Genomic DNA, 22825 nt, shown 5'->3' on the forward strand with positions numbered 1-22825 from the left:
GCCTATACTTTCAAAGAGCAGAATGGAGCGTTTTTTAAACCAACCCGAGTGAGCAATGCAGAAAAAGACCTTGTCGGACATAACCATCCAAGGCAAACGGATACTGATGCGCGTAGATTTCAATGTCCCCCTCAACGATGAGCGGGAGATTACCGACGACAAGAGGATAGTGGAGGCACTTCCATCCATCCGCAAAATTCTCGACAACGGTGGCCGACTTATCCTGATGTCGCACCTTGGCCGCCCGAAAGGCAAGGTCAATCCGCTTTTTTCTCTTGCTCCCGTGGCAGCAAAGCTTTCCGAACTGATTGACACCCCGGTCGCCATGGCGGAAGACTGCATTGGCACGGAGGTGATGCAGTCGGCCCTTGCGCTGCAGGACGGCGAGGTGATGCTGCTTGAAAACCTTCGGTTCCACCCTGAAGAAGAGGCCAACGACCCGGAATTCGCAAAAGAGCTTGCTGCGCTTGGTGAAATGTATGTCAATGACGCTTTCGGCACCGCACACAGGGCCCATGCCTCCACTGAAGGAATCACTCACTTTGTGCCTACGGCTGTTGCCGGATACCTGATAGAAAAAGAGCTGATGTACCTCGGCAAAGCCCTTGAAAAACCTGAACGGCCTTTTGTAGCCATTCTCGGGGGATCAAAAATTTCAGGCAAAATAGATGTCCTTGAAAACCTCTTCAAAAAAGTAGACACGGTTCTCATCGGCGGAGCCATGGTCTTCACCTTCTTCAAAGCAATGGGTCTTGAAACCGGCAGCTCTCTTGTTGAGGACAACAAGCTGGAGCTCGCCCTCAGCCTTCTCGAGCAGGCAAAAAACCGCAACATCAAGCTTCTGCTTCCCCAGGATGTGATTGCGGCTCCCGAACTTGCGGCCGATGCTCCCTTCCGCGCCGTCTCGGTCAAGGAACTTGAGGCTGGTGAAATGGGGCTTGACATCGGTCCTCTCACCATAGAAGCCTACCGTCAGGAAATACTGGGAGCAAGAACCATTCTCTGGAACGGCCCCATGGGAGTCTTTGAAATAGACAGCTTTGCCAATGGCACCTTTGCCGTAGCAGAAGCAATGGCCCTGGCTACAGCAAAAGGAGCAACCACCATCATCGGCGGGGGAGACTCTGCAGCTGCTGTTGCAAAAGCCGGGCTTGCCTCCAAAATGACCCATATCTCAACCGGCGGAGGAGCCAGCCTTGAATTCCTTGAAGGAAAAGAGCTGCCCGGTATAGCTGCCCTGAACGACTGAGGAGGCCCATCCCTTCCAAACCAAGGATTATGAACCAGTACAGCCAGCCTTACAGGCCCGGGGGCTTTCAACTCATGCCCCCGGCAATCAAGGCAATCATCATTGCAAACATAGCCATCTTCCTGCTGCAGTACTTCACGCCGCTCGGGAATTTCATTTTCATTCAGGGCGCACTCTGGCCCGCCGCCTCTGAAAACTTCCGCATATGGCAGCCCTTCACCTACATGTTCATGCACGGAGGCACCACCCACATCTTCTTCAACATGTTCGCCCTCTGGATGTTCGGTGCTGAAATAGAGAACTACTGGGGGACAAAAGAGTTTATCTGGTACTATTTTGTCTGTGGAGTCGGCGCCGCCATCATCAATCTTGTAGCCACCTCGGGAACCCTCTACCCGACCGTAGGGGCTTCAGGCGCGGTGTATGGAATTCTGCTCGCGTTCGGTATGATGTTTCCGGGCCGTTATATCTTCCTTTACTTCCTCTTTCCCATCAAGGCAAAATACTTCATCGCCGGGTTTGCGCTTATTGAGTTCATGTCGGGCCTGGGAAGCAGAACCATGGGGAGCGGAAGCAACATAGCCCACTTTGCCCACCTCGGAGGCATGCTGATAGGGTTCATCTACATCACCCTCAAACGGCGCGACTTCAACCCTCTTGAGCAGGTCAACAAGCTGTTTGAAGGCACAAAAAAACGCGGGGCCGTCATCCACTCCATAAAGCAGGATGGGGGCCGTGTACAGGAAGAAGAGATAGACCGTATTCTTGATAAGATTTCACGAAGCGGCTACAGTTCACTTTCAAAAAGCGAGAGGGAGACGCTTCTCAAGGCGGGGAAAAAATGAAGGCAGAGATCGAGGCAGGAAAAGGACGGGCGGAGAGGGTCCTGAAAACCCCGGGCCGGCTGCAGAAGCTTATTGCTTCAGCCATCAGCCGCTCCAGTGCGCTCACAAGCGCCTCAAGGGTTCCGGAGCTCACAAGGAAAATACAGCCGCTTGTGCGCATGGTAAAAAGCTATGCCTCCAAAGAATATCGCGAAGTACCGTGGCAGACCATTGTCATGAGCGTCACCGCACTGCTTTACTTTGTGTCACCGCTGGACGCCATAGCCGACTTCATTCCCTTCCTCGGATTTGCTGACGACCTTGCCCTCATCACCGCCGTTCTGGCATCAATAAACGGTGACATTGACAGTTTCACCAGATGGGAACAGGAAAAAGCCGACGCTGCCGAAACTGCCGACTACTCTGAGCTGCATCCCCCGGAGGCCGAATAATCGAAACAGGCCACACTCTCGATATGAGCGGTGTGGGGAAACATGTCAACCGGCTCCACTGAAACCAGCCGGTAACCCGCCCCGGCAATCTCTTTCCCATCCCGGGCAAGGCTGGCAGGGTTGCAGCTCACATACACAATACGGCGAGCCCCAAGCTTCAGCATGGTTTCAAGAGCTTTCGGGTGCATTCCCGCTCTGGGAGGATCGGTCACAATCACATCCGGCCGGCCGTGCTCCTCAAGCTGCTCCATCATAGCCCCAAGGTCCTTCAGGTCTGTCTGGAAAAAATATGCATTACCGATGCCGTTGCTTTCCGCATTGGAACGGGCATCCTGAATGGAGCTTTCAACCACCTCCAGCCCAATTGCCCGTTCAGCATGGCGGGCAAGCCAGAGGGTGATGGTTCCTGTTCCGCAATAAAGATCATACACCCTGTCGCCGGCCCTGAGCTCACAGGCGTCCTGAATCCGCCCATACAGCGCCTCTGCCTGGAGTGTATTGGTCTGGAAAAATGAGTTCGCCGATATCCTGAACTCAAGCAGTCCGAGCTTTTCGGAAATGGTGCCGGAGCCAAGGATTGTGTACTCCACATCACCGGTTGCAACCGTATTGCGGCGGTTGGTAACATTATTGACAAGAGTCAGGGGAACACCCTGCATGCCCGACTGAAGATGTGCGCTGTAGCTCTCCATCAGCTCTCCATCATACCATGAGGTGACAATATTGACCATCACCTCCCCGGTGTGGACGCTTGAGCGGACAACCAGATTCCTCAAGAATCCCGTGTGCTCGCGGGCCATATAGGGCTCCATGGCATTTTCAAGCGCAAAGTCCCGTGTAAGCCGGAGTACACTGTTCATCTCTTCAGTTGCCAGATGGCAGCGGGCGGTATCAATCACCTTTTCAAAATTACCGGGAGCATGAAAGCCAAGAGCAAAATTTTTCGGCTGAAGCAGCTCATCCATTGAAAGCTCTTCGGGCCGCAGGTATCGCTTGCCCGAACAGGAGAACTCTATTTTGTTCCGGTAATGGACAGGGGAAGGTGCCCCAAGAGCCGGCAGCATAGGAGGCTCCGAAAAGCCGCCGATATGGATCAGGGCGTCCTGCACCTTTTTTTCCTTATAGCGAAGCTGTGCCGGGTAACGGATATGCATCAGCTTGCAGCCTCCGCACACACCGAAATCCCCGCATACCGGCTCAGTCCTGTCCAGAGAGGGCTCAAGAACCTCAACTGCAATGGCCTTCAGATAGCGCTGTCTCACACGGGTAACACGGGCTGAAACACGATCGCCAACAGCAAGCATTCCTCCGACCATCACCCCCATTCCGCACTCAAGTTTCCCGAAACACTCATCCTTATCGGCCATGTCGGTTATAAGGAGTTCAACCATATCGCCTTTTCTGTATGCGGCCTCAGCCATCAGGATCTCCTTTTTTCAGCTGGCAGTCGAAGCCAGGCTGCATTTTTAGTCGTCCAGGTAAAAAGCAGGTAGACAATGAGGGCAGAGAGAACGCCGATTGTCATGCCCCCTGCAACATCACCGGGATAGTGGACTCCAACATAAATTCTTGAATACCCTACCAAAAGGGCATAGCCTATCATTGTAGCCGTAAAGAGCCGCTCCTGGAGAGATCCCCGGTGAAAGAAAACCCAGACCATGGTGGCAACAGCCGCGGTATTTGCAGCATGGGAAGAGGCAAAGGAAAAAGAGCGGGACTGGTCAATCAGCAGCCTGACATGCTCAAGTGCGAAGCAGGGACGGATACGGCCCACAAGGGGTTTGAGAATGCCCGAAGCGGTAAAATCGGCAACACCGACTGCCAGAAGAGCGAGCAGAAGAGCAAACAAACCGCGCCTGCCCCCACGCACAAGCATGAAAAGTGCGGCAATCACAAAAATATGCCGCGAAAGGTTCGCTTTTGTCAGGAACACAAAGAGGTCATCAGCCGCCGGATGGACCAGCTGCTGGTTCAGGAAAGCAAAGAGCCCCGCGTCCATCTGCTCAATCAGCATTGCCGGTCCCCCCGCTACTTTCCGCTGCCGGATTTTTTCTTCTTCTGACGCGCGGGCGCGGCAATCGACACATTCGGCATGTCGGCTTCAGTCGTGGTCGAATTGATGTAGAACTGCTGGGCAACACTGAACACATTGAACATCAGATAATACAGACCAAGACCCGAGGGCATGTTATTGAAAAACAGCAGCATCATGGCCGGGAACATGTAGAGCATGATCTTCATCTGATCATTGGTCTGTGCCGTCGGAGTGATTTTCTGCTGCACAAACACCGTTCCGGCCATAAGGATAGGCATCAGGGCGATGTGGTCGCCATACATCGGAATGGTAAATCCAAGATTCAGAATGGAGTCCGGAACAGAAAGATCATGCGCCCAGAGAAATCCATGCTGGCGGAGTTCAATTGAGGAACGGAACACATAAAACATGGCGAAGAGCAGCGGCATCTGAAGCACCACAGGAAGGCATCCCCCCAGAGGATTGACACCGGCCTCCTTGTAAATGCGTCCCAATTCGCTCTGCAGCTTTGCCGGATTGTCCTTGTACTTATCCTGCAGCTCTTTGAGCATGGGCTGCAGCGCAGCCATTTTTTTCATGGACTTGGTCGAAGCAAGCGACAGAGGATAGGTCACCAGCTTGATGAGGAAGGCAAAAATGATGATGATCAGACCATAGTTATGGATGAACTTGTTCATCCAGCTGAAAACAGGGAGAATGATATACTCGGCAAACGGCCGTGTCAGCCAGTCCCAGCCGAAATCCATGATTTTTTCCAGTTCAGCCTTCTGGGCTCTGACTATATCATAGTCAAGAGGGCCCATATAGAGGCTGAAACTGTTGTCGAGAGAGGCGCCTGATACGGGAACCTCCATTTTCAGCGACGCAAGGTAATTCTCAAATTCGTTGCCGGCTTTTTTGCTGCCGTCCAGATAGAACCCGCCTGTAGGCCCGGAGGGAATAAGCGCAGCTACAAAATATTTATTGCGCACAGCCACCCATTTCGCTTCACCCGACTGCTCTTCGCGGTATGCCTGATTATCCTTGGCTGCATCCAGCTTCACGAGGCTGCCACCGAGATAGGCTCCGGCAAGTGCGTTGTGAGCCTCATCCTCGCGGTTCTTCTCAGTATAGCCAAGGCCACCGTCCCACTGCAGCTGGTATTCATTGCCGGCAAGGGCGCTGGAGAATCCATTCAGCTGCACATCATACCCGACCCGGTAACTGTCGCCGGTAAAGCTGTAGGTTATCAGAATATTCCGGTTTTTTGAAACATTCAGGCGGTATCGGACACTGTAGCTCTCCTTCCCCGTGATTGTGTGAAGCGTATCAACGGAACCCCCGGTGAAATAGAGGTCGCGGGTGTCAATTTTTCGTCCCTCTCTTGTCAGAAACAGCAATGAAAGAGCACCATCTGCCCGGTTGCTGACAAGCTGAACCGGCTGGAGGGCTCCATCAAGATGCTTCTTCAGGATCAGCGAGGTCAGGGTCGCTCCTTTTGAAGAGATGGTTGCCCGGAACAGGTCGTTTTCAACAACCATCTTTCGGGCCTTCCCGTTTGCAGCTGAAGCAAATGCTCCGAATGCATCGGAAGCGGAAACTGGCGCAGGCTTGAAAGGCACATTCACCTGCTCCACAGGCGCCGCTTTTTTTGCGCTTTCGCGGATAACAGGTTTTTTGTCCGGCGACATGAACTGAAGCCAAACTATCATGATCAAGGCTATAAGAGCAAGTCCCGTTACCGAATTTCTATCCATTATTACTGCTGCTGTTTGTTGGCGTCCTGACCGCCTTTCGCCGGAGGAACCGGATCAAACCCGCCCCGGGAAAAAGGATTGCATCTGAGAACACGCCAGACGCTCAACCAGGTTGCCTTGAAAAAATTATGTCTCTCAAATGCCTCAATTGCGTAGGCTGAACAGGTGGGGTAAAATCGGCAGGAAGGGCCAAGCAGGGGTGAAATATACGCCCGATAAAATTTTATGAGCGCTATTGGCAGCGCGGCAAAAACACTCCTGACATCCATCATCCAGCCTCCTGTAATCATCGTCTCACCCGTAAGACCTCTTTGACCAAACTGCTTCACTCTCTCTCCCGATCACTCACAGCCTTCAGCAACATCTCCCGCAGGGCTGAATTCATCTCCCGCCTGAAATCCGGGAGCGAGGGAATATGAGACCCCCTGCGCGTGTAAAGAAACACAATGGAAAGAGCCTCCCCGGCCTTTCTGTCACCCGTATCTTCAAGACGACTGAGGAGCATCGGCTTCTCAAGGCGGTAGGCTTCACGCATCAAGCGCTTTACCCTGTTGCGCATGACGGCAGCGGGCAGAGTTTTTTTACTGACAGCAAACATGACTGATGGCGGGGAGGCAAAACCGCCCCTGACAGCATCATGAGAAAGGTATACCAGTCGGAGGAAATTGCCCTTCAGGCTCTTACCTCCAGTAAAAAGAAGCGATATCAGCCCCTTTTTCCTTAAAATCTCATGGCGTGGAAGCCTGTGCGAATGCCTGTCTGACAAAACCGGAAAGAGCGTTTGTTTGTTACATCGGCACCGCATTGGATGCCGAAAGCCGGTCAGGTTATCTGCCGGCAGTACCCATATCGCTGCTCACGGAAAGCGAATGGCGTCCTTTTGCCCTGCGGGCATTAATTATCCTGCGGCCGTTTTTGGTCGACATTCTCAGCCGGAATCCGTGTTTGTTGCGCCGCTTTCTGTTGCTGGGCTGAAAGGTTCTTTTCATCTCAAATGACTCCTCACCAGATTGTAAAAAATTCAAAATAATAGGGCGTGCAAATTACCATAATCCCCGGAGATAAACAAACAACTCTGTCGCATTAATTCCCGACAGGCCTCCCGCCAACAAATGTGGATAAAATGTGGACAAAAAAAATTCACAACCCCAAATCCTTCATTCCGCCTACACAAAGAGTTTTCAACATATGTGGATAACTTTTCATAAAAACCCAACAAAGTATTATTAAATAAACACTTACTCCGTTAATAACTGCCACGGAGCTGCATTGAAAACTGCGTATTTTTCATCCCCTGACGATTATTTTATATCCCCTCAAAAGAGTACCTTGATTCTGTCATTATGTTGACAGTTTCCCCTGCGGGGCTTTTCAGGTTTCGCTTAACCATAGTTTTTTTATGCTTTACGCTGACAGTATGAAGGTTCAGGAGCAACAGAAGGATGAGTCCCGGGCAGCTGATGCATCTGAGCAGCATGTCTGGAAATCATGCCTTGAGGCCATTCGGGAACACATCAATCCCCTTGCATTCCAGACATGGTTTTCTCCCATAAAACCGCTGGGTCTTTCGGGGGGGGAGTTGACCATTGAGGTTCCGAGCACTTTTTTTTATGAATGGATTGAAGAACACTACTCCCAATTCCTCAACACGGCACTCAAGAAAATTATCGGTCCCGAAGCCAGACTGATGTATTCAATAGTGATGGACAAATCCCAGACTGAGCCCGTCACCATACAGCTCCCGCTTCAGAACAGCCAGCCGGACAAAAAGGCCTCAGAAGGGGCCGTTAAAAAATCATCAGACAGTTTCGAGAGAGATATTGAGCGCTTTGAAACACAGCTGAACTCAAAATATACCTTCGATACACTGATTCGTGGTGACTGCAACTCTCTTGCTTTTGCCGCCGCCAAGTCCATTGCACAGAATCCCGGACAGAATGCCTTCAATCCGCTCGTCATTTATGGGGGGGTGGGACTCGGCAAAACCCATATGATGCAGGCAATTGGCAATACAGTCCGCCAGGAACGAGAGGGGGCGAAAGTACTCTATGTATCGAGCGAAAAATTTGCCATTGATTTTGTCAATGCCATACAGAACGGAAAAATTCAGGAATTCTCGTCGTTTTACCGCACAATTGATGTCCTTATCATAGACGATATCCAGTTCTTTTCAGGAAAAGAAAAAACGCAGGAGGAGATATTTCATATTTTCAACACCCTGCATCAGTCAAACAAACAGATTATTCTTTCCGCCGATCGTCCCATCAAAAACATCAAAGGGATTGAAGACCGGCTGATCTCGCGTTTCAACTGGGGACTTTCAGCCGACATACAGCCGCCAGACTATGAAACCCGCAAAGCAATCATTCTCAGTAAACTCCAGCAGAGCGGGGTTGATCTTGATGAAAATGTGATTGAATTCATAGCCAACAACATTACAGACAATGTCAGGGAACTGGAAGGCTGCATTGTCAAGCTTCTTGCCGCCCGGTCGCTCGACAATCGCGACATTGACCTCTCTTTTACAAAATTGACCCTGAAAGACATTATCCGGCACACCGCAAAACAACTGAACCTTGATACCATTGACAAGGTCATCTGTGAATTTTATGCCATAACCTCCAATGATCTGAAAGGCAAATCAAAGAAAAAGGAAATCGCAACAGGCCGTCAGATTGCCATGTATCTTGCAAAACAACTGACAGAATCATCACTGAAAACCATAGGACTCCATTTCGGAGGACGAGACCACTCTACTGTCATTCATGCCGTCAACACTATCGCCAGACGCATTGAATCAGAGGGAGAAGATCAGGGACGAATCAATGAAATAAGAAGGAGAATTGAACTCGTTTCAATGTAAACTGCAGTGTGGATAAGATGTTGAAAGGGTGTTCACTCTATCTTGACAGACCCGCAGTTGTCAACACCAGAGGAGAAAGAGAAAAACAGTCAACAAACCACCCACAACCCTGAACTGGCAGTATCAACAGGTTATACACAGCGGGAGAATAAAAAAGATTTACTGTAGTTCTAAATAAAATAACACCTTACGGAAGAGAGAGGTGATGTTGTCAAGATTTCCACACTCTCTACAGCAACAACAACTCTTATTTTTAAAATCATAAAACTGTAAATGTTGGACAAGATGAAATTGACCTCCTCTATCAAGCAGCTGCAGGATGCAGTCGGTAAAGTTGCCCAGGCTATTCCGGCAAAATCAATTGATCAGCGTTTTGAGAACATCCATCTCTCAATTGAACCCGGAGCATTGACTTTTTTTGCTACTGACGGCGAAGTCGCCATTACTGCCCGAAGCGAAGTTGAAACATCCGACAGTGGCAATATCGGAATACGCGCTCGAGCACTTCAGGAGTTTCTCAGGAGTATGTATGATACTTCAGTGAGCTTTTCCATTGAACGCCAGGAAGTCAGTGAGCATGGAACAGTCAATATCACAACCGATAAAGGCCGATATACCATGCCCTGTCTTTTCCAGGCTCAGCCTGAAAAGCATGAAAAGAATTATGACATCTCTCTTGAGATGGAAACTGGAGAAATGCTTGACATCATCCAGAAAACAACCTTTGCATGCAGTGTGGACGGAATGCGACCGGCCATGATGGGTGTTCTTTTTGAATTGGAAGGTGATCTTCTTACAGCCATAGCTACCGATGGCCACAGGCTGGTGCGATGCAGAAAAGATTCATCTCTCTGTATGCCTGAAAAACTCAAGATTGTTGTTCCTTCCCGGGTGCTTTCCATTCTGCAGAAACTTGCACAGACAGAAACGGTAAGTATGAGTATTGAGAGTGAGAGAAAGTTTGTTCGATTCAACTGCGGAAACATTGTTCTTGATGCAGCACTCATCATTGAACCTTATCCCAATTACGAGGCAGTCATTCCCGTTGAACATGACAAGCAGCTCGTCATCAATCGCTCAACCATTTATGATTCCATCCGAAGGGTTGGGAGGTTTTCAAGTATCGGTGATGTCAAGGTTCAGATTGAAGGGGCTGTGCTTAAAATTATGGCTGAAAACACCAATGAAGGTGAATCGGCTGTTGAGGAGCTTGCGTGCAATTATACCGGGGAAGATATTTCCATAGGATTCAATTCCCGTTTTCTTGAAGCCGCGCTTGCCCATCTTGATGAAAGCGAGGTCAGCATTGAGTTGAAAAGTCCGACCACCGCTGTTATTTTCCGCCCTCATCTCGAAGAAAAAAGTGACAGGCTCATCATCCTTGTCATGCCGGTCCGTATCAACAACTGAGTATGAGCAATCTTCAGAATGCCCGGCAATCATGGTTGTGGGGCATTCTGGTTTAACGAGAGGTTTTTTGAGGCTACGGAGTATACAGTTTGAGAATTTCAGGAATCACCGCTCATTTTCTTTTGAGCCTGAAGATGGAATCAATCTGATTTATGGCCAGAATGGATCAGGTAAAACATCTATTCTTGAGGGGATTCATTACTGTGCGTTGACTAAAGGATTTGTCAGTGCAGCTGACGGCGAGTGCCTCTCCTTTTCAGCAGGTTATTTTCTTCTCACAGCCTTGTTTGAGTCTTCGTCCGGCATAGAGACAGCTGTTCGCCTCTCCTATACAAAAGAGAGTGGAAAGAAGCTTCAGATTGATGGTAATGAGCTTAAGCCTTTTTCCCTTCATATTGGTTCCATACCCTGTATTTCCTTTTCCCCCCCTGAAATTGTTATTGTCAGCGGTCCTCCCGGAGAAAGGCGACGGTTTCTTGATAATGCCGTCTGTCAATCGGACAGACGGTATCTTGACAATCTTCTCATCTATAGACGCTTGCTGCAGCAGAGAAACGCATTGCTTCAGCAGCTTTCGCAAAGCCCCGGAAAAGACCGCTCCATGCTGCAGCTCTGGAGTGAAAATCTTGCTTCTTCAGCAGCATCGGTAACAGCGGGGAGAGTTCGTTTTCTTGCTGAATTCCATCCCTTTGTCGAGTCGCTTCACAGAGATCTTTCAGGCGGTCAAACGCCTTCAATCGAGTATAGCTCAACCATAGGAAGATTGCTGGAACCAGTTCCGGAAAGCGAGCTTCGAGAGCGTTTTCTTCAGCGTTTTCAGGAGAACGAACAACAGGAGATTCTTAGGGGACAGACCCTGTCAGGACCGCATCGCGATGAATTGATCTTTCTTTCGGATGGACGGGAGAGCAAACGCTACAGCTCACAGGGGCAGCAAAGAACATTTCTTATCAGTCTGAAGCTCGCCCTGTTCCAATACTTCAATGAAAAAATCGGTGAGACCCCCATCTGTCTTCTTGATGACATATTCAGCGAGTTGGATGGGAAAAGGACCGCGGCAGTTCTTGATATACTAGAGGGATGCGGTCAGACTTTGATTTCTTCGGCTGATCTGAAAAATCACCCGGGCTCAGCAGTCCACCATCTCCAGACGACTCCCTCCACCCGGAACTCAGAAGTATAGTCATGTCGCTAACGAGAAGCCCGAAAAAATTTTCTTCCATAGCTGGCGATATGTACCGCGCTTTGGGTCTTGATGAGGCTTTTGCGCAGTTCAATGCTTTGGGAATATGGAATACGGTTGTCGGTGATGCTGTTGCAGCCGTCACCACTCTGGAACGCTTTACTGAGGGAACCATTGTTGTCCGCGTCAGGAGTTCCACATGGAGAATGGAACTGAACTACCGGAAGTCATCCATCATTGAAAAACTCAATGTGGCGCTTAACTCACCGCCTGATAAACCCCTGGTCCGCGACATCATTTTCCGGTAGAACGGCGAAAGAGCCGGATTGCCGGCCCTTTCCTTCCTGAAACGGAACTGAGCTTCATGAGAGTCGGCTAGAGATTGCAGCTCAATTGATACATTTCTATCATTCGTTCGGCATATGCCTTGCCAAACTCACGGCAGGCTTCAAACTCCGCTTCATGAGGTTTGAATTTGACTCTCATGTTCTGGTCAAACACCTTGAGTTTCAGCATGGTGAAGTTTGTCTCTATCATTTTGGTTGCTTCTCCGCTCCAGCCATATGAACCAAATGCCGCTCCGAGTTTTCCTTTGTCGCGGATGGGGTTGATGGCTGAAAACAGCTGGTAGATCTGCGGCAGAATGTTCTGGTTGATTGTCGGGGAGCCGAGTATGATTCCAGATGCATGTGCAATCTTTTCTTCCATCTTGGAGAAGTGCATGTGCTCCACATCGCATATGTCGACGGTGAAATCGCAGGACTGGCGAAGCCCCTCGGCTATTTTTTCAGCAAGAATCGCAGTGTTTTCATAAGCCGACACATAGGCTATGAGTATGTTCTTTTCATTGGGGAGGGCAATGGCGCTCTGGGAATATCGCAGGGAGAGATCGACATATTTTTTCCAGTTGCTTCTCAGAATCGGGCCATGTCCAGGGCATATGACCGAAATATCCAGGGGGCGTATTTTCTCAACGGCCTGTATCATGTATTTGCTGAACGGGCGCAGGATTGCGTCAAAATAATAGGTGAAGGCATCATCAAAGTCACCAACTTCGTCGTCATACATCTTCTCATTGCAGAAGTGGGAACCGAATGAATCACAGGTAAAGAGTACCCTGTCCTCTTCAAGCCATGTATAAATGGTGTCGGGCCAGTGGAGATTTGGAGCATTGATGAAATGAAGCGTCTTGTTTCCCAAATCAAGCGTATCCCCCGTTTTTACTGTAAGTGAAGGGAAGTCGTGGCCTGTCTGGTCACGGAGAAATTTCAGCGCATTTCCGCTACCCACAACAGTTGCGTTCGGAGCAATGGCCAAAAGATTGCGGATATTGCCGGAATGGTCAGGTTCTGTGTGGTCAACAATAATGTATTCAATCTCTTCAGGGTCTGTAACCTGTTTTATTTTAGCGAGATACTCAGGCCAAAACTTTTCCTTTGTTGTTTCAACGATGGTTTTTTTATCCGCATTGATGAAATATGAATTGTAAGTGGTGCCATATTTGGTCTCCATCACAATATCAAAGGTGATGAGCCCGGGGTCAAGAACCCCTATCCAGGTGACATCGTCGGTTACCGGTAATATTTTTTTATCCGTCATTGCTTCAGGTGTCTATGGATTGTTGTGTATCTGTGCGATATCAGTAAACATAATAAAATATTACACCTCCGGCCGCTTTATTGTTCCCCCTCCATTACATTTTCCTCCCCCTGGCTTTCCTGACTCACTGTTTTTTCCTGCAGCATGATGCCTTCCGCGGAGAAGGGGAAAAGAGTGTCATCCGAAAATATCATACTGAAGTCCTGCGGTTTGAAAAAAGGAAGGAACTTCTGGCAATGCTCGTCAAGCCTCTTCAGATAGAATGCCGTGTTCTCATCAGGCGCATCCGCCCTCCATTCGTCGGCAGCTTTTCCCCGGTCGAATGATGCGCTTGCGGTTCCGCTTCCTGAAATGTAGTAGGTAATACGGTCACCTTTGGTGATTCTCCCCCCTTTTCGCCGGGCTATTTCATAGGTGACGGCCCGCTGCCGTTTTCCTGCCTGTACATCGCCCAGATATTCTTCCAGCGAGCTTTTCATGCTTTCTGTTCTCGAAAACTCCGTTATGTCAAGCTCGTGGTTAAGAATTTTGTTCCTGTAGTGTGTGTAGAGATTGTGAAGCCCGTCAATATCTTCAGCAAGCAGTTTTTCAAACCCGCGCTCAACAAGATCCCTGCCGAATTTCTCTCCGCTACGGCTTGTCAGTGAGGAGCCTTTCAGCGTCATGGTCATTGAGTAATCCAGCAGGGCGTAATTCTTTTTCATATACGAAATCATTTTCCTGAAGCGCCCGTCAAAACCGATCCGTATGCCTTCAGGCATGAGTGCCGATACCTTTTGTACCAGATCCCGTTCCTGCGCTTCCGTGGTAACGCTGTCCGGGGGAATGAAGAGAATTCCATCAGTGTCGACCTCTATGATCCGGCACCCTTCAGCCTCAAATTCACGAATCATCTGTCGGGCTATTGACTGGCCTGTTGAGGTGACCCGGTCGGCTTCTGCAAAATCGTTGAATATTCCTCCGGCGAAGCCGAGATATCCATACATGGCATTGATGAGAATTTTGAATGAGCTCTGCATGGCATCGTAATTTGCCGACAGTTGCCCGTTCCCTGCTGCTTTCTCATCTGCAGCCATTCCCTTTGTTTTCAGGCGCAGCGCTTTCAAATCAGTCAGAATTCCAGGAAATGCCCTCAGTTCATCCGTTCGAGGGCAGATGTTGCTCGAAAGCATGATTGAGGGATAGAGCGATTCAACATCAGCATAGACGATAGGTCCCAGAACTCCTTTGAGAAAGACCGCAGTATAGCCTCCGAACTGTTGCCGGCCTGCTGATGGTTTTGGTAGAGAGTGCTTCACTCGCAGATACTCTCTTGTCATAAGTGCTTCAATTTTCGCAGCCTGTCCCATTCTTGCCGTCTGGGCGTAGCTGAACGGCAACATTTGAGTCAGATAGAAGTTGCTGCCTGAAAGCAGTGAAGAAAGCTTGCAGGTCTCACGGACATCATCAAGAGCATAGCGCAGCAGCCTGTCTGTGTCTCCTCTCCATAAATCGGCAATTTCGCTGTAGTCAACATATGTGCGGTTTTCAGATGCAAACCCGAAATGTCGCGCTACGGCCTTGAGCCCGTAACTCTGCATGGAGCGTTTTGAAATGTCATAGCTTTGGACGAGAAAAAGGGTATCAATGACATTTCGGCCCGGGATGTCAAAAAAGAGGTAGTCAATGCTCCGCTCTGCAAACCGGATGCTGGCCGGATAACTTTTCGGCACCAACCCATCTCTCCCTATGGCAAATGGAATCGAATGAAACGAGCATCGTGCCTGCAGGTAGGGAAGATCAAACCCGAAAATGTTGTGCCCCTCTATTACATCAGGATTACGCTTACTGATAATGTCAACCAACTGCTCAAGTAACGCCTTTTCTCCCTGCTCTTTCCCATGGATCACCTTTTCCCACCCTCTGTTGTCAGAAAGAGAGACAATGATTATTTCATCTTCCCCAATGCTTATGCCAGTTCGCGGTTTGTTCTTAGGATCATAGAGAGTTTCAATGTCAAGCTGCATCCGGTAGAGGTCATCAAATATCATGCCCTTGAAAAAGGTTTTGCCTGTCTGCATCATATATTGCGTTACAGCATCACCCTTGCTGTATGTATTTGGCACAAACCCTCGTGCAGTCGGCTCTTCTGCGTCATCTCCCATCCCGGTTCGGCTGTTCCGCGCAATATGATCAAGCGCTTCCCTGTAATCTTTCCATCGCTGGAATATGGCAAGACTTCGATAAAAGTTATTTCCGCTCAAAGCGACCGGCCAGTATTTACCCCCGTTGGGTATTCTGAAGTTGCTGAGCAGGGTGCTTTCCGAGAGGAAAAAATAAGGATAGCACGGCTCGTCGTGAAAGGTGACTTTTCCGCTGTCCGTTCTGTTGAATATTCTGACTAAGGTGTCTGATCGCTGATAAGCACCAACAATCCGCTCTTCGCCGTCTTTTCCGTAGAGGAGCGTATTGTTCACTATGTCGCTGACGATTGATTCCATGGCTTCTCTGTTCATCCGTTATTCACGGCATTCTGTTTGCCCGGCGCGTTGCATCTGGGGCCGGGAGTTTCATCTGTTCCTGTTTTGGCCTTGTGCCCATAACCCGTTAGTGTCATGTCAATGTTTCACGTGAAACATTGACACATTACCTACCGTCCAAGACGAACCATGAGGACGGAGATGTCGGAAGGCGAGACACCCATAATTCTTGAGGCCTGGCCAAGAGTTTCGGGCCGGAAGTGAAGGAGTTTTTCACGCCCTTCGCTTGATAGGCCGGTAACTGAGTGATAATTGAATGTTTCGGGGAGTATGAGCGACTCAAGCCTCGCAACCTTTTCAGTCTGCAGCAGTTCTCTTTTCAAATAGCCTTCATAAGCGAGATTGATCTCTACCTGCTCGTGTACGAGTGGGTTTGATGAAATGAGCCGTGCTTCTTTGGCAAAATCGGGAAGTGCGGCAAAAAGTCTGTTGAGGGTAATGCCCGGGCGCTTGAGTGCGGATGCGGCTTTCTGCCCTCCTGTCATGGGCCGGTTCAATTCCGCCGGCAAGAGGCTGTTCAGGGCCTCTGCGGGTATGGTTCTTGATCTGGCAAAAGCAGTCATGCGGACAATCTCATCATTTTTGTTGAGTGTTTCCCTGTATGTGTCATCGTCAACAAGGCCTGCGGTATGGCCGAACTTGCGGAGCCTGAGGTCAGCGTTGTCATGGCGGAGGATGAGGCGGTGTTCGGCTGATGAGGTGAACATCCTGTAGGGTTCATTCGTTTCCTTTGTGACGAGATCGTCAATCAGGACGCCAATATAAGCGTCAGACCGCTGCAGGTGAATTGGTGGGAGCTCTTTAAGTTTCCGGGATGCGTTGATTCCGGCCATAAGCCCCTGGGCCGCAGCCTCTTCATATCCGGATGTGCCGTTTATCTGTCCGGCAAAGTACAGGTTTTCAACGGCTTTTGTTTCCAGCGATCTGCGGATCTGGCTTGGGTGAAAGTAGTCATACTCAATTGCATATCCGGGACGGATCATTTTAACCTCCTCCATGCCGGGTATTGATTGCAGTCCTGCTATCTGTATATCTTCAGGAAGAGAAGTCGAAAAACCATTGACATACATTTCATTGGTATGAAATCCTTCTGGTTCAAGAAAGATATGATGGCTGTCGCGTTCTGTAAATCGATGGATCTTATCTTCAATTGAAGGGCAGTATCGGGGGCCGACTCCCTGGACCTTTCCAGAAAAAAGAGGTGACCGGTCGAAACCTGTCCTCAGAATCTCATGGGTTTTATGGGTTGTTTTGGTCAGGAAACAGCTGATCTGTTCCTTTCCCGCAATGCTTCCTGAGCTGAACGAGAATGGAGGTGGATTCTCGTCTCCTTTCTGCTCAATGACAATGCTGTAATCAATGCTTCTCCTGTCAACTCGTGGTGGTGTTCCGGTTTTCAGGCGTGCTGTCGTGAACCCCGCTGCCACAAGGCTCTCTGTCAGTCCCGTTACCGGAGGCTCAGCAATCGTTCTCCCTCCCGGGAAATGGTTCATTCCGATATGAATCAGTCCGTTGAGGAATGTTCCACAGGTCAGGATGGCAGCTCCGGCGCGGAGTATCCTCCCCGACTGAAGCTCTACCCCGAAAAACTGTCCGCCTCGCACTTCAATGCCCGTGACTGTGTCTTGAAGAAGGTCAAGGTTGGTCTCAGCCTCCAGCACTCGTTTCATATACTCTGTATAGGCTGTTCTGTCAGCCTGGGCCCTTGGCGAATGCATTGCGGGCCCTTTGCTCAGATTAAGCATTCTGAACTGGATTCCTGTCGCATCAATGGCTTTTGCCATCTCTCCACCGAGCGCATCTATTTCTCTGGTTATCTGCCCCTTTGCGACTCCCCCAATGGCAGGGTTGCACGACATGCGGGCAACCGCCGTCAGGTCAGACGAAATCAGCAGGCAGCTGCTGCCCGACCGGGCTGCGGCAAGTGCAGCTTCGCATCCGGCATGTCCTGCACCGGCTACAATAATATCGTACATAATGGGCGTTAGAAAGGTTGTTTCACATGAAACATCAGTTTTTCCATTCCTCGTCGGAGGGTCGTTGTCGGGAAAGATACGAATATTGGGAGGATTCTCTCCCTCTCTTCAGCTCCTCGAGGCAGGAGGCAGAAAGAGTGATATCGGCGTAATGCTGGGCCCCCTCCGGTTTTGCAGAAAGAGTTGATTTTTATTATATATACATATAGTTGCCTGGTAGGATTTGACCGGTTCTCTTGAGCTTATGCTGCTCATGTGTTACGGATATGGGCGTTTGTGGCCGGGCTGTCTCGTGGCGTCTGCGTTGTTGCATGGTGAGCGTATTGGACGCCGGGCTCGAATGACTGATAGAGATCGTTAACAATTGTTGATATCCGTTTTCTGTTCCATTAACATTCAATTATGGAGGAAGGCCCTATGGAAGAAAAAATCAAAGTGATGCTGGTTGCCGCGGCACTTCTCTTCGCATCGGTTCCGGGCGGTGCTGATGCGAAGGAACGAGAGGAAGCTGCTGTTGATCCGCGAGGGCAGATTCTCGCATTTTCATGTGCATCATGTCATGGTACAGATGGAAAAAGCGTGAGCATCATCCCCTCCTTTTATGGAAAGTCCCCCGAATATCTGGAAATGGCGCTGAAGGATTTCAAATCAGGCAGGCGGTATTCAACCGTCATGATGCGTCATGCCAAGGGATATACCGATGAAGAGATCCGGCTGATTGCCGAGTATTACGGAACAGTGTGGCAGAACAACAATTAACCCCGGAGGACGATTATGGGTCAGAATATTTCGCGTCGTGATTTCAGTAAACTCCTCTTTACAGGTGCTGCTGGTTCTGCTCTGGGAATTGGAGCATTTCCCCTGAGAGCAGGGGCAGCTGCCTCAAAACGGGTGGTTGTTGTGGGTGGTGGATTTGGCGGCGCTTCAGCTGCCAAGTATCTGAAAAAACTTGATTCCTCAATTTCCGTTACACTCATTGAACCAAAGGCGGTGTTCTATACCTGTCCATTCAGCAACTGGGTCATTGGCGGATTGAAAACCATGCAGGAGATTGCTCAGAAGTATGCTGTCCTGAAAAACAGGTATAAGGTTGATGTTCTTGCCGACACAGTTGTTTCCGTGGACGGCGTCAAGAGTACGGTAAAGCTGAAAAGCGGCAAGGTTGTTGGCTATGACCGGCTCATTGTTTCTCCTGGCATTGATTTCGACTTTGAGGCCATTGAGGGTTACAGCAGAAAGGTGGCAGAGTCAGTCATGCCTCATGCCTATGAAGCCGGTCCTCAAACTGTGCTGCTGCAGAAGCAGCTGCACAGTCTGAAGGATGGCGGAAAAGTCATCATCTGTCCTCCGGCCAACCCGTTCCGCTGCCCGCCGGGCCCCTATGAACGGGCGAGTCTGATAGCGCACTATCTGAAAGAGAACAAGCCGAAGTCAAGAATTCTCATTCTGGATGCCAAAGAAAAATTCTCAAAACAGGCACTGTTTACCAAAGGGTGGGAGCGGCTCTATCCGGGAATGATTGAGTGGCGCAGTGCATCGACGGGGGGAAGGATACTGAATGTCGATTCATCAGCCATGAGGGTGACGACTGAGTTCGGTATTGAAAAGGGCGATGTCATCAATCTGATTCCTCCTCAGAAAGCAGGAAAGATCGCTTTTGATGCCGGTCTTGTTGATTCCTCAGGGTGGTGCCCGGTCAATCCGGTCTCTTTTGAATCGCTGATTCAGCCGGGTATTCATGTTATTGGGGACGCATGCACGGCAGGGGCGATGCCGAAGTCAGGTTTTGCGGCCAGCAGCCAGGGAAAGGTGACTGCCGCAGCAATTGCAAGGCTCTTCCGTGGTGAGGTTCCTGTGGCGCCATCGCTTGTCAATACATGCTACAGCCTCATTGGTCCCGGATATGGAATCTCGGTTGCTGCTGTCTACAAACTGACTGCGGACGGCATTGTCTCCATCAAGGGAGCAGGCGGATTGACCCCGATGGACGCTGACGACGATCAGCTCAGCGAAGAGGCTACTTTTGCCCGCGGCTGGTACAACAACATCGCTCAGGATATCTGGGGATAGTGCCCCGATGGGGGATGAAGCGGTTGGAATGCCCGGTCTTTGCGCCGGGCTTTCCTGTTGAGTCCGGCGCCGATGAACGGGCCCGGCATTGTTAGATATTCACTGTGCCGTTTCATATATTGGCTGAACCGGTTTTTTTGAGTGTAAATGATTATGCCATCAATGAAAAACAAACGATACAACCTTCTTCTTATTGTCGGCGTCACCCTCCTTGCCCTCTGGTCTCTTGTGCCGACCTGGAAGGAGTATTCCCTGGGAAAGCAGCTTGAAGCGTTCAGCTCTCCCCGGGACAGTCTGAATTTTGTGCTGAACCATCGTGATGAAATTGAAGATGCCCGACAGAAAGGCTTGAAGCTGGGACTCGACCTGAAAGGGGGGATGCATCTGGTGATGGAGGTAGACCAGATTGACCTTTTCATGCAGAAGGCGTGGAATCGCGATGCGAAGTTTGATGCAATCATGGAGGAGGTTGGACGCCAGGCGGCAGCAACCGACGCCGATGTGATTGATCTTGTGTCGGCGGCTTTCAGGAAACAGAATATCAGACTCAGCAGGTATTTTTATGATATCCGCAACAGTGATTCGGAGATACAGGGGAAGTTGAGGAAAGAGGCTGCTGACGCACTTGTCAGAGCCCGTGAAATCATCCGGAACCGGATTGACCAGTACGGTGTTGCTGAACCGATGATCACCACTCAGGGAAACCGGAAGATCATTATTGAGCTTCCCGGCATTTCCGATGAAAACCGGATGCGCAACCTTCTGAAAGGTACCGCCAAGCTTGAGTTCAGGCTTCTGCGGGAAAAGGGAGCGCTGCAGAGAACTCTTGACGCCATCAACACCGCCCTCTCTGCGCCCTCTTCTTCCGGATCTTCCAATGACGCCGCCAACAATGGGCTTTACAGTTTTGTGCAGGTCTACGGCAGCGACAATGCGGCTGTGCGCGCAGAAAATCGCGAACTGGCGTCGGATATGCTCAAGCGCCCTGAAGCCCTTTCACAGCTTCCCCCCGACAGCGAGCTTCTGCTTGCCGCCCGGGCCGATGAGGCTGACGACGGGAGCAGGCTCTACTCTCTCTATCTTGTCCGCAAAACGCCGGAACTGACAGGGGGCGTGATTACCGAGGCAAAGGCGACATTCGGATCTCAGGGTGTGCAGCCGGAGGTTCTGATGTCAATGAATTCCGAAGGAACTTCGAAATGGGCCCGCATTACCGGGGCCAATATCGGCAAAAGGATAGCCATTGTGCTTGATGGGGCTGTATACAGCGCCCCTGTCGTGCAGTCAAAAATCCCCAACGGGAACTCGGTCATCAACGGCATTCAGAGCCTTGAAGAGGCAAAAGATCTTGAAATTGTGCTGAAAGCCGGTGCCCTGCCTGCTCCGGTTCGGATTGTTGAAGAGCGCACTGTCGGCCCTTCTCTTGGAGCCGACTATATCCGTGCCGGACTGCAGTCGCTCATCTGGGGATTTTCAGCTGTGGTTGTTTTCATGATTTTTTATTACCGTCAGGGGGGGCTTGCGGCCGATGTTGCTCTTGTGCTCAATGTGCTCATTGTCCTGTCGGTTCTTGCCGGATTCAATGCATCGCTCTCCCTTCCGGGTATTGCCGGTATTGTTCTCACAATGGGTATGGCGGTTGATGCCAATGTTCTTATTTACGAGCGTATCCGTGAGGAGCTGGCTGCGGGACGCAGCATCACTTCAGCTCTGAGTGAGGGCTATGACCGTGCGTTCTCCTCCATTCTTGACTCACATGTCACCACACTTGCCGCAGCCTTTCTTCTCTACACCTACGGCATCGGTCCGATTCAGGGGTTTGCCGTTACGCTGATGATTGGAACGGCGGCGAGCCTGTTTACGGCAATTGTTGTTACCCGTGAGATTTTCAGGCTGCTTGTTTCGAAGAACCTGATGTCATCCAAAAGTTTCGGTTAACCCTGTAATTACAAGTTTCAACCAATGAGGATTTTCAGCAATACCAGTATTGATTTTCTCGGGCGCCGTAAAATAGCCTATGCCATTTCCCTTCTGCTTCTCCTGACAGGCCTCGTTTCCCTTGCTGTTCGGGGACTTAACTATGGCATTGATTTCAGGGGCGGCTCGGAGGTTGTGCTCCGTTTTGAGCAGGATGTTCCTGTTGGTGAGCTTCGTTCGGTGATGCGTGATGCCGGGGTGTCGGGAACCATCAAACAGTATGGGATGGACCGCTCCTTTCTTCTGAGCACCGTTTTCAACGGCGACACCAATGAACTGAAATCTCTGATTTCGGGAGCTCTCAACTCGCATCTCAAAGGCAACCCCTTTGAGATTGTCCGTATCGACGCTGTGGGTCCAAGTATTGCTTCCGACCTTAAATGGTCGGCATTCAAGGCGATGGGAGCAGCCCTCCTTGCCATTCTCATCTATGTCGGCATCCGCTTCGAGCTCAAGTTTGCCGCAGCCGGGGTTGTTGCCATTTTTCATGATGTGCTGATTGTTCTCGGGCTTTTCAGCCTTCTTGGCGGCGTGTTTGAAGTTATGCCGCTTGAGATGGACCAGAGCATCATTGCAGCATTTCTGACAATTGCAGGTTACTCCATCACCGATACTGTCGTTGTGTACGACCGAATTCGCGAAAACATCAGAAACAGGAAGCCCTCCGAATACGAACAGATTTTCAACGAGAGCATGAACCGCACGCTCAGCCGGACAATCATTACCTCCTGCACAACCCTTCTGACCGTTCTGGTACTGTTCATTTTTGCAGGGCCAGCCATCAGGGCATTTGCATTCGCTGTCTTTGCCGGCATTCTGGTTGGAACATACTCTTCTGTTTTCGTTGCCGCCCCGCTTGCCTTTGAGTGGATCAAACGCTCAAAAGCTCCGGTGAAGCTACGGGGCAGCCAGAAGGCGTAGCAATTCTCTGT

Annotated in this window: 20 protein-coding genes; 11 read left to right on the forward strand and 9 right to left on the reverse strand. The window is 50.2% G+C overall.

From position 1 onward, the window contains the following. Positions 1-55: 55 nt before the first annotated feature. From EKD02_RS05295 to EKD02_RS05305, 3 genes are read left to right on the forward strand one after another with little or no spacing between them, the layout of a single operon-like run. Positions 56-1249 (forward strand): phosphoglycerate kinase, encoded by a 1194-nt coding sequence (locus tag EKD02_RS05295; protein WP_126341668.1) that lies wholly within the window; start codon positions 56-58, stop codon positions 1247-1249. A gap of 29 nt (positions 1250-1278) precedes the next feature. Continuing rightward, on the forward strand, positions 1279-2094 hold the full coding sequence (locus EKD02_RS05300) for a rhomboid family intramembrane serine protease (protein WP_126384317.1): 816 nt from the start codon (positions 1279-1281) through the stop codon (positions 2092-2094). Continuing rightward, positions 2091-2525, forward strand: a complete 435-nt coding sequence (locus tag EKD02_RS05305) for a YkvA family protein (protein ID WP_126384320.1) — start codon at positions 2091-2093, stop codon at positions 2523-2525. The genes EKD02_RS05300 and EKD02_RS05305 overlap by 4 nt, the downstream gene beginning before the upstream one ends. Here EKD02_RS05305 and rlmD read toward each other — a convergent pair. The 6 genes from rlmD to rpmH are packed head-to-tail and all read right to left on the reverse strand — an operon-like array spanning position 2492 to position 7285. Next, positions 2492-3946 carry a 23S rRNA (uracil(1939)-C(5))-methyltransferase RlmD gene (gene rlmD, locus EKD02_RS05310; RefSeq protein WP_126384325.1) on the reverse strand — a complete coding sequence of 485 codons (1455 nt, stop codon included), beginning with the start codon at positions 3944-3946 and terminating at the stop codon, positions 2492-2494. The two genes, EKD02_RS05305 and rlmD, sit on opposite strands and share 34 nt — an antisense overlap. Beyond that, on the reverse strand, positions 3946-4539 hold the full coding sequence (locus EKD02_RS05315) for a phosphatase PAP2 family protein (protein WP_011891000.1): 594 nt from the start codon (positions 4537-4539) through the stop codon (positions 3946-3948). The genes rlmD and EKD02_RS05315 overlap by 1 nt, the downstream gene beginning before the upstream one ends. A gap of 14 nt (positions 4540-4553) precedes the next feature. Beyond that, entirely contained in the window at positions 4554-6296 is a 1743-nt protein-coding gene (gene yidC, locus EKD02_RS05320) for a membrane protein insertase YidC (RefSeq protein WP_126384328.1), read from the reverse strand. Between the two features lie 2 nt (positions 6297-6298). Continuing rightward, entirely contained in the window at positions 6299-6586 is a 288-nt protein-coding gene (gene yidD / locus EKD02_RS05325) for a membrane protein insertion efficiency factor YidD (protein ID WP_244924403.1), read from the reverse strand. A 35-nt stretch (positions 6587-6621) separates the two neighbouring features. Then, positions 6622-7101 carry a ribonuclease P protein component gene (locus tag EKD02_RS05330; protein WP_011891003.1) on the reverse strand — a complete coding sequence of 160 codons (480 nt, stop codon included), beginning with the start codon at positions 7099-7101 and terminating at the stop codon, positions 6622-6624. A 22-nt stretch (positions 7102-7123) separates the two neighbouring features. Further along, complete coding sequence (gene rpmH / locus EKD02_RS05335) at positions 7124-7285, reverse strand: 50S ribosomal protein L34 (protein ID WP_011891004.1); 162 nt, start codon at positions 7283-7285, stop codon at positions 7124-7126. 428 nt (positions 7286-7713) lie between these two features. Here rpmH and dnaA point away from each other — a divergent pair, with 428 nt between their 5' ends. From dnaA to EKD02_RS05355, 4 genes are all read left to right on the forward strand, one after another. Next, entirely contained in the window at positions 7714-9159 is a 1446-nt protein-coding gene (dnaA, locus tag EKD02_RS05340) for a chromosomal replication initiator protein DnaA (protein ID WP_244924404.1), read from the forward strand. 285 nt (positions 9160-9444) lie between these two features. Next, complete coding sequence (gene dnaN, locus EKD02_RS05345) at positions 9445-10569, forward strand: DNA polymerase III subunit beta (protein ID WP_126341672.1); 1125 nt, start codon at positions 9445-9447, stop codon at positions 10567-10569. Positions 10570-10636: 67 nt separating this feature from the next. After that, positions 10637-11752, forward strand: coding sequence for a DNA replication/repair protein RecF (gene recF / locus EKD02_RS05350; protein WP_126341673.1), 1116 nt, complete (start codon positions 10637-10639; stop codon positions 11750-11752). 2 nt (positions 11753-11754) lie between these two features. Next, positions 11755-12060: a DciA family protein gene (locus EKD02_RS05355; protein ID WP_011889266.1), complete on the forward strand. Its 306-nt coding sequence runs from the start codon at positions 11755-11757 to the stop codon at positions 12058-12060. Positions 12061-12127: 67 nt separating this feature from the next. On the opposite strand, the gene EKD02_RS05360 is transcribed toward EKD02_RS05355, so the two are convergent. The 3 genes from EKD02_RS05360 to mnmG form a co-directional block, all read right to left on the reverse strand. Continuing rightward, positions 12128-13351 (reverse strand): FprA family A-type flavoprotein, encoded by a 1224-nt coding sequence (locus EKD02_RS05360; RefSeq protein ID WP_011889267.1) that lies wholly within the window; start codon positions 13349-13351, stop codon positions 12128-12130. A gap of 77 nt (positions 13352-13428) precedes the next feature. After that, entirely contained in the window at positions 13429-15831 is a 2403-nt protein-coding gene (locus tag EKD02_RS05365; RefSeq protein WP_185805699.1) for a DNA polymerase domain-containing protein, read from the reverse strand. A 149-nt stretch (positions 15832-15980) separates the two neighbouring features. Continuing rightward, positions 15981-17846, reverse strand: a complete 1866-nt coding sequence (gene mnmG, locus EKD02_RS05370; RefSeq protein WP_126384334.1) for a tRNA uridine-5-carboxymethylaminomethyl(34) synthesis enzyme MnmG — start codon at positions 17844-17846, stop codon at positions 15981-15983. 417 nt (positions 17847-18263) lie between these two features. On the opposite strand from mnmG, the gene EKD02_RS05375 reads away from it, so the two are divergent. The 4 genes from EKD02_RS05375 to secF all read left to right on the forward strand — a co-directional run bounded on the left by EKD02_RS05375 (position 18264) and on the right by secF (position 22814). After that, positions 18264-18605: a c-type cytochrome gene (locus tag EKD02_RS05375; protein ID WP_011889270.1), complete on the forward strand. Its 342-nt coding sequence runs from the start codon at positions 18264-18266 to the stop codon at positions 18603-18605. A 15-nt stretch (positions 18606-18620) separates the two neighbouring features. Continuing rightward, the gene (locus tag EKD02_RS05380) at positions 18621-19916 is read left to right on the forward strand and encodes an NAD(P)/FAD-dependent oxidoreductase (RefSeq protein ID WP_126384337.1); all 1296 of its coding nucleotides are present in this window, start codon (positions 18621-18623) and stop codon (positions 19914-19916) included. Positions 19917-20069: 153 nt separating this feature from the next. Next, positions 20070-21854 carry a protein translocase subunit SecD gene (secD, locus tag EKD02_RS05385; protein ID WP_126384340.1) on the forward strand — a complete coding sequence of 595 codons (1785 nt, stop codon included), beginning with the start codon at positions 20070-20072 and terminating at the stop codon, positions 21852-21854. 24 nt (positions 21855-21878) lie between these two features. Then, positions 21879-22814, forward strand: a complete 936-nt coding sequence (secF, locus tag EKD02_RS05390; RefSeq protein ID WP_126384343.1) for a protein translocase subunit SecF — start codon at positions 21879-21881, stop codon at positions 22812-22814. Positions 22815-22825: the final 11 nt, after the last annotated feature.

This window comes from Chlorobium phaeovibrioides (genome assembly GCF_003968655.1).
GTDB lineage: Bacteria > Bacteroidota > Chlorobiia > Chlorobiales > Chlorobiaceae > Chlorobium > Chlorobium phaeovibrioides.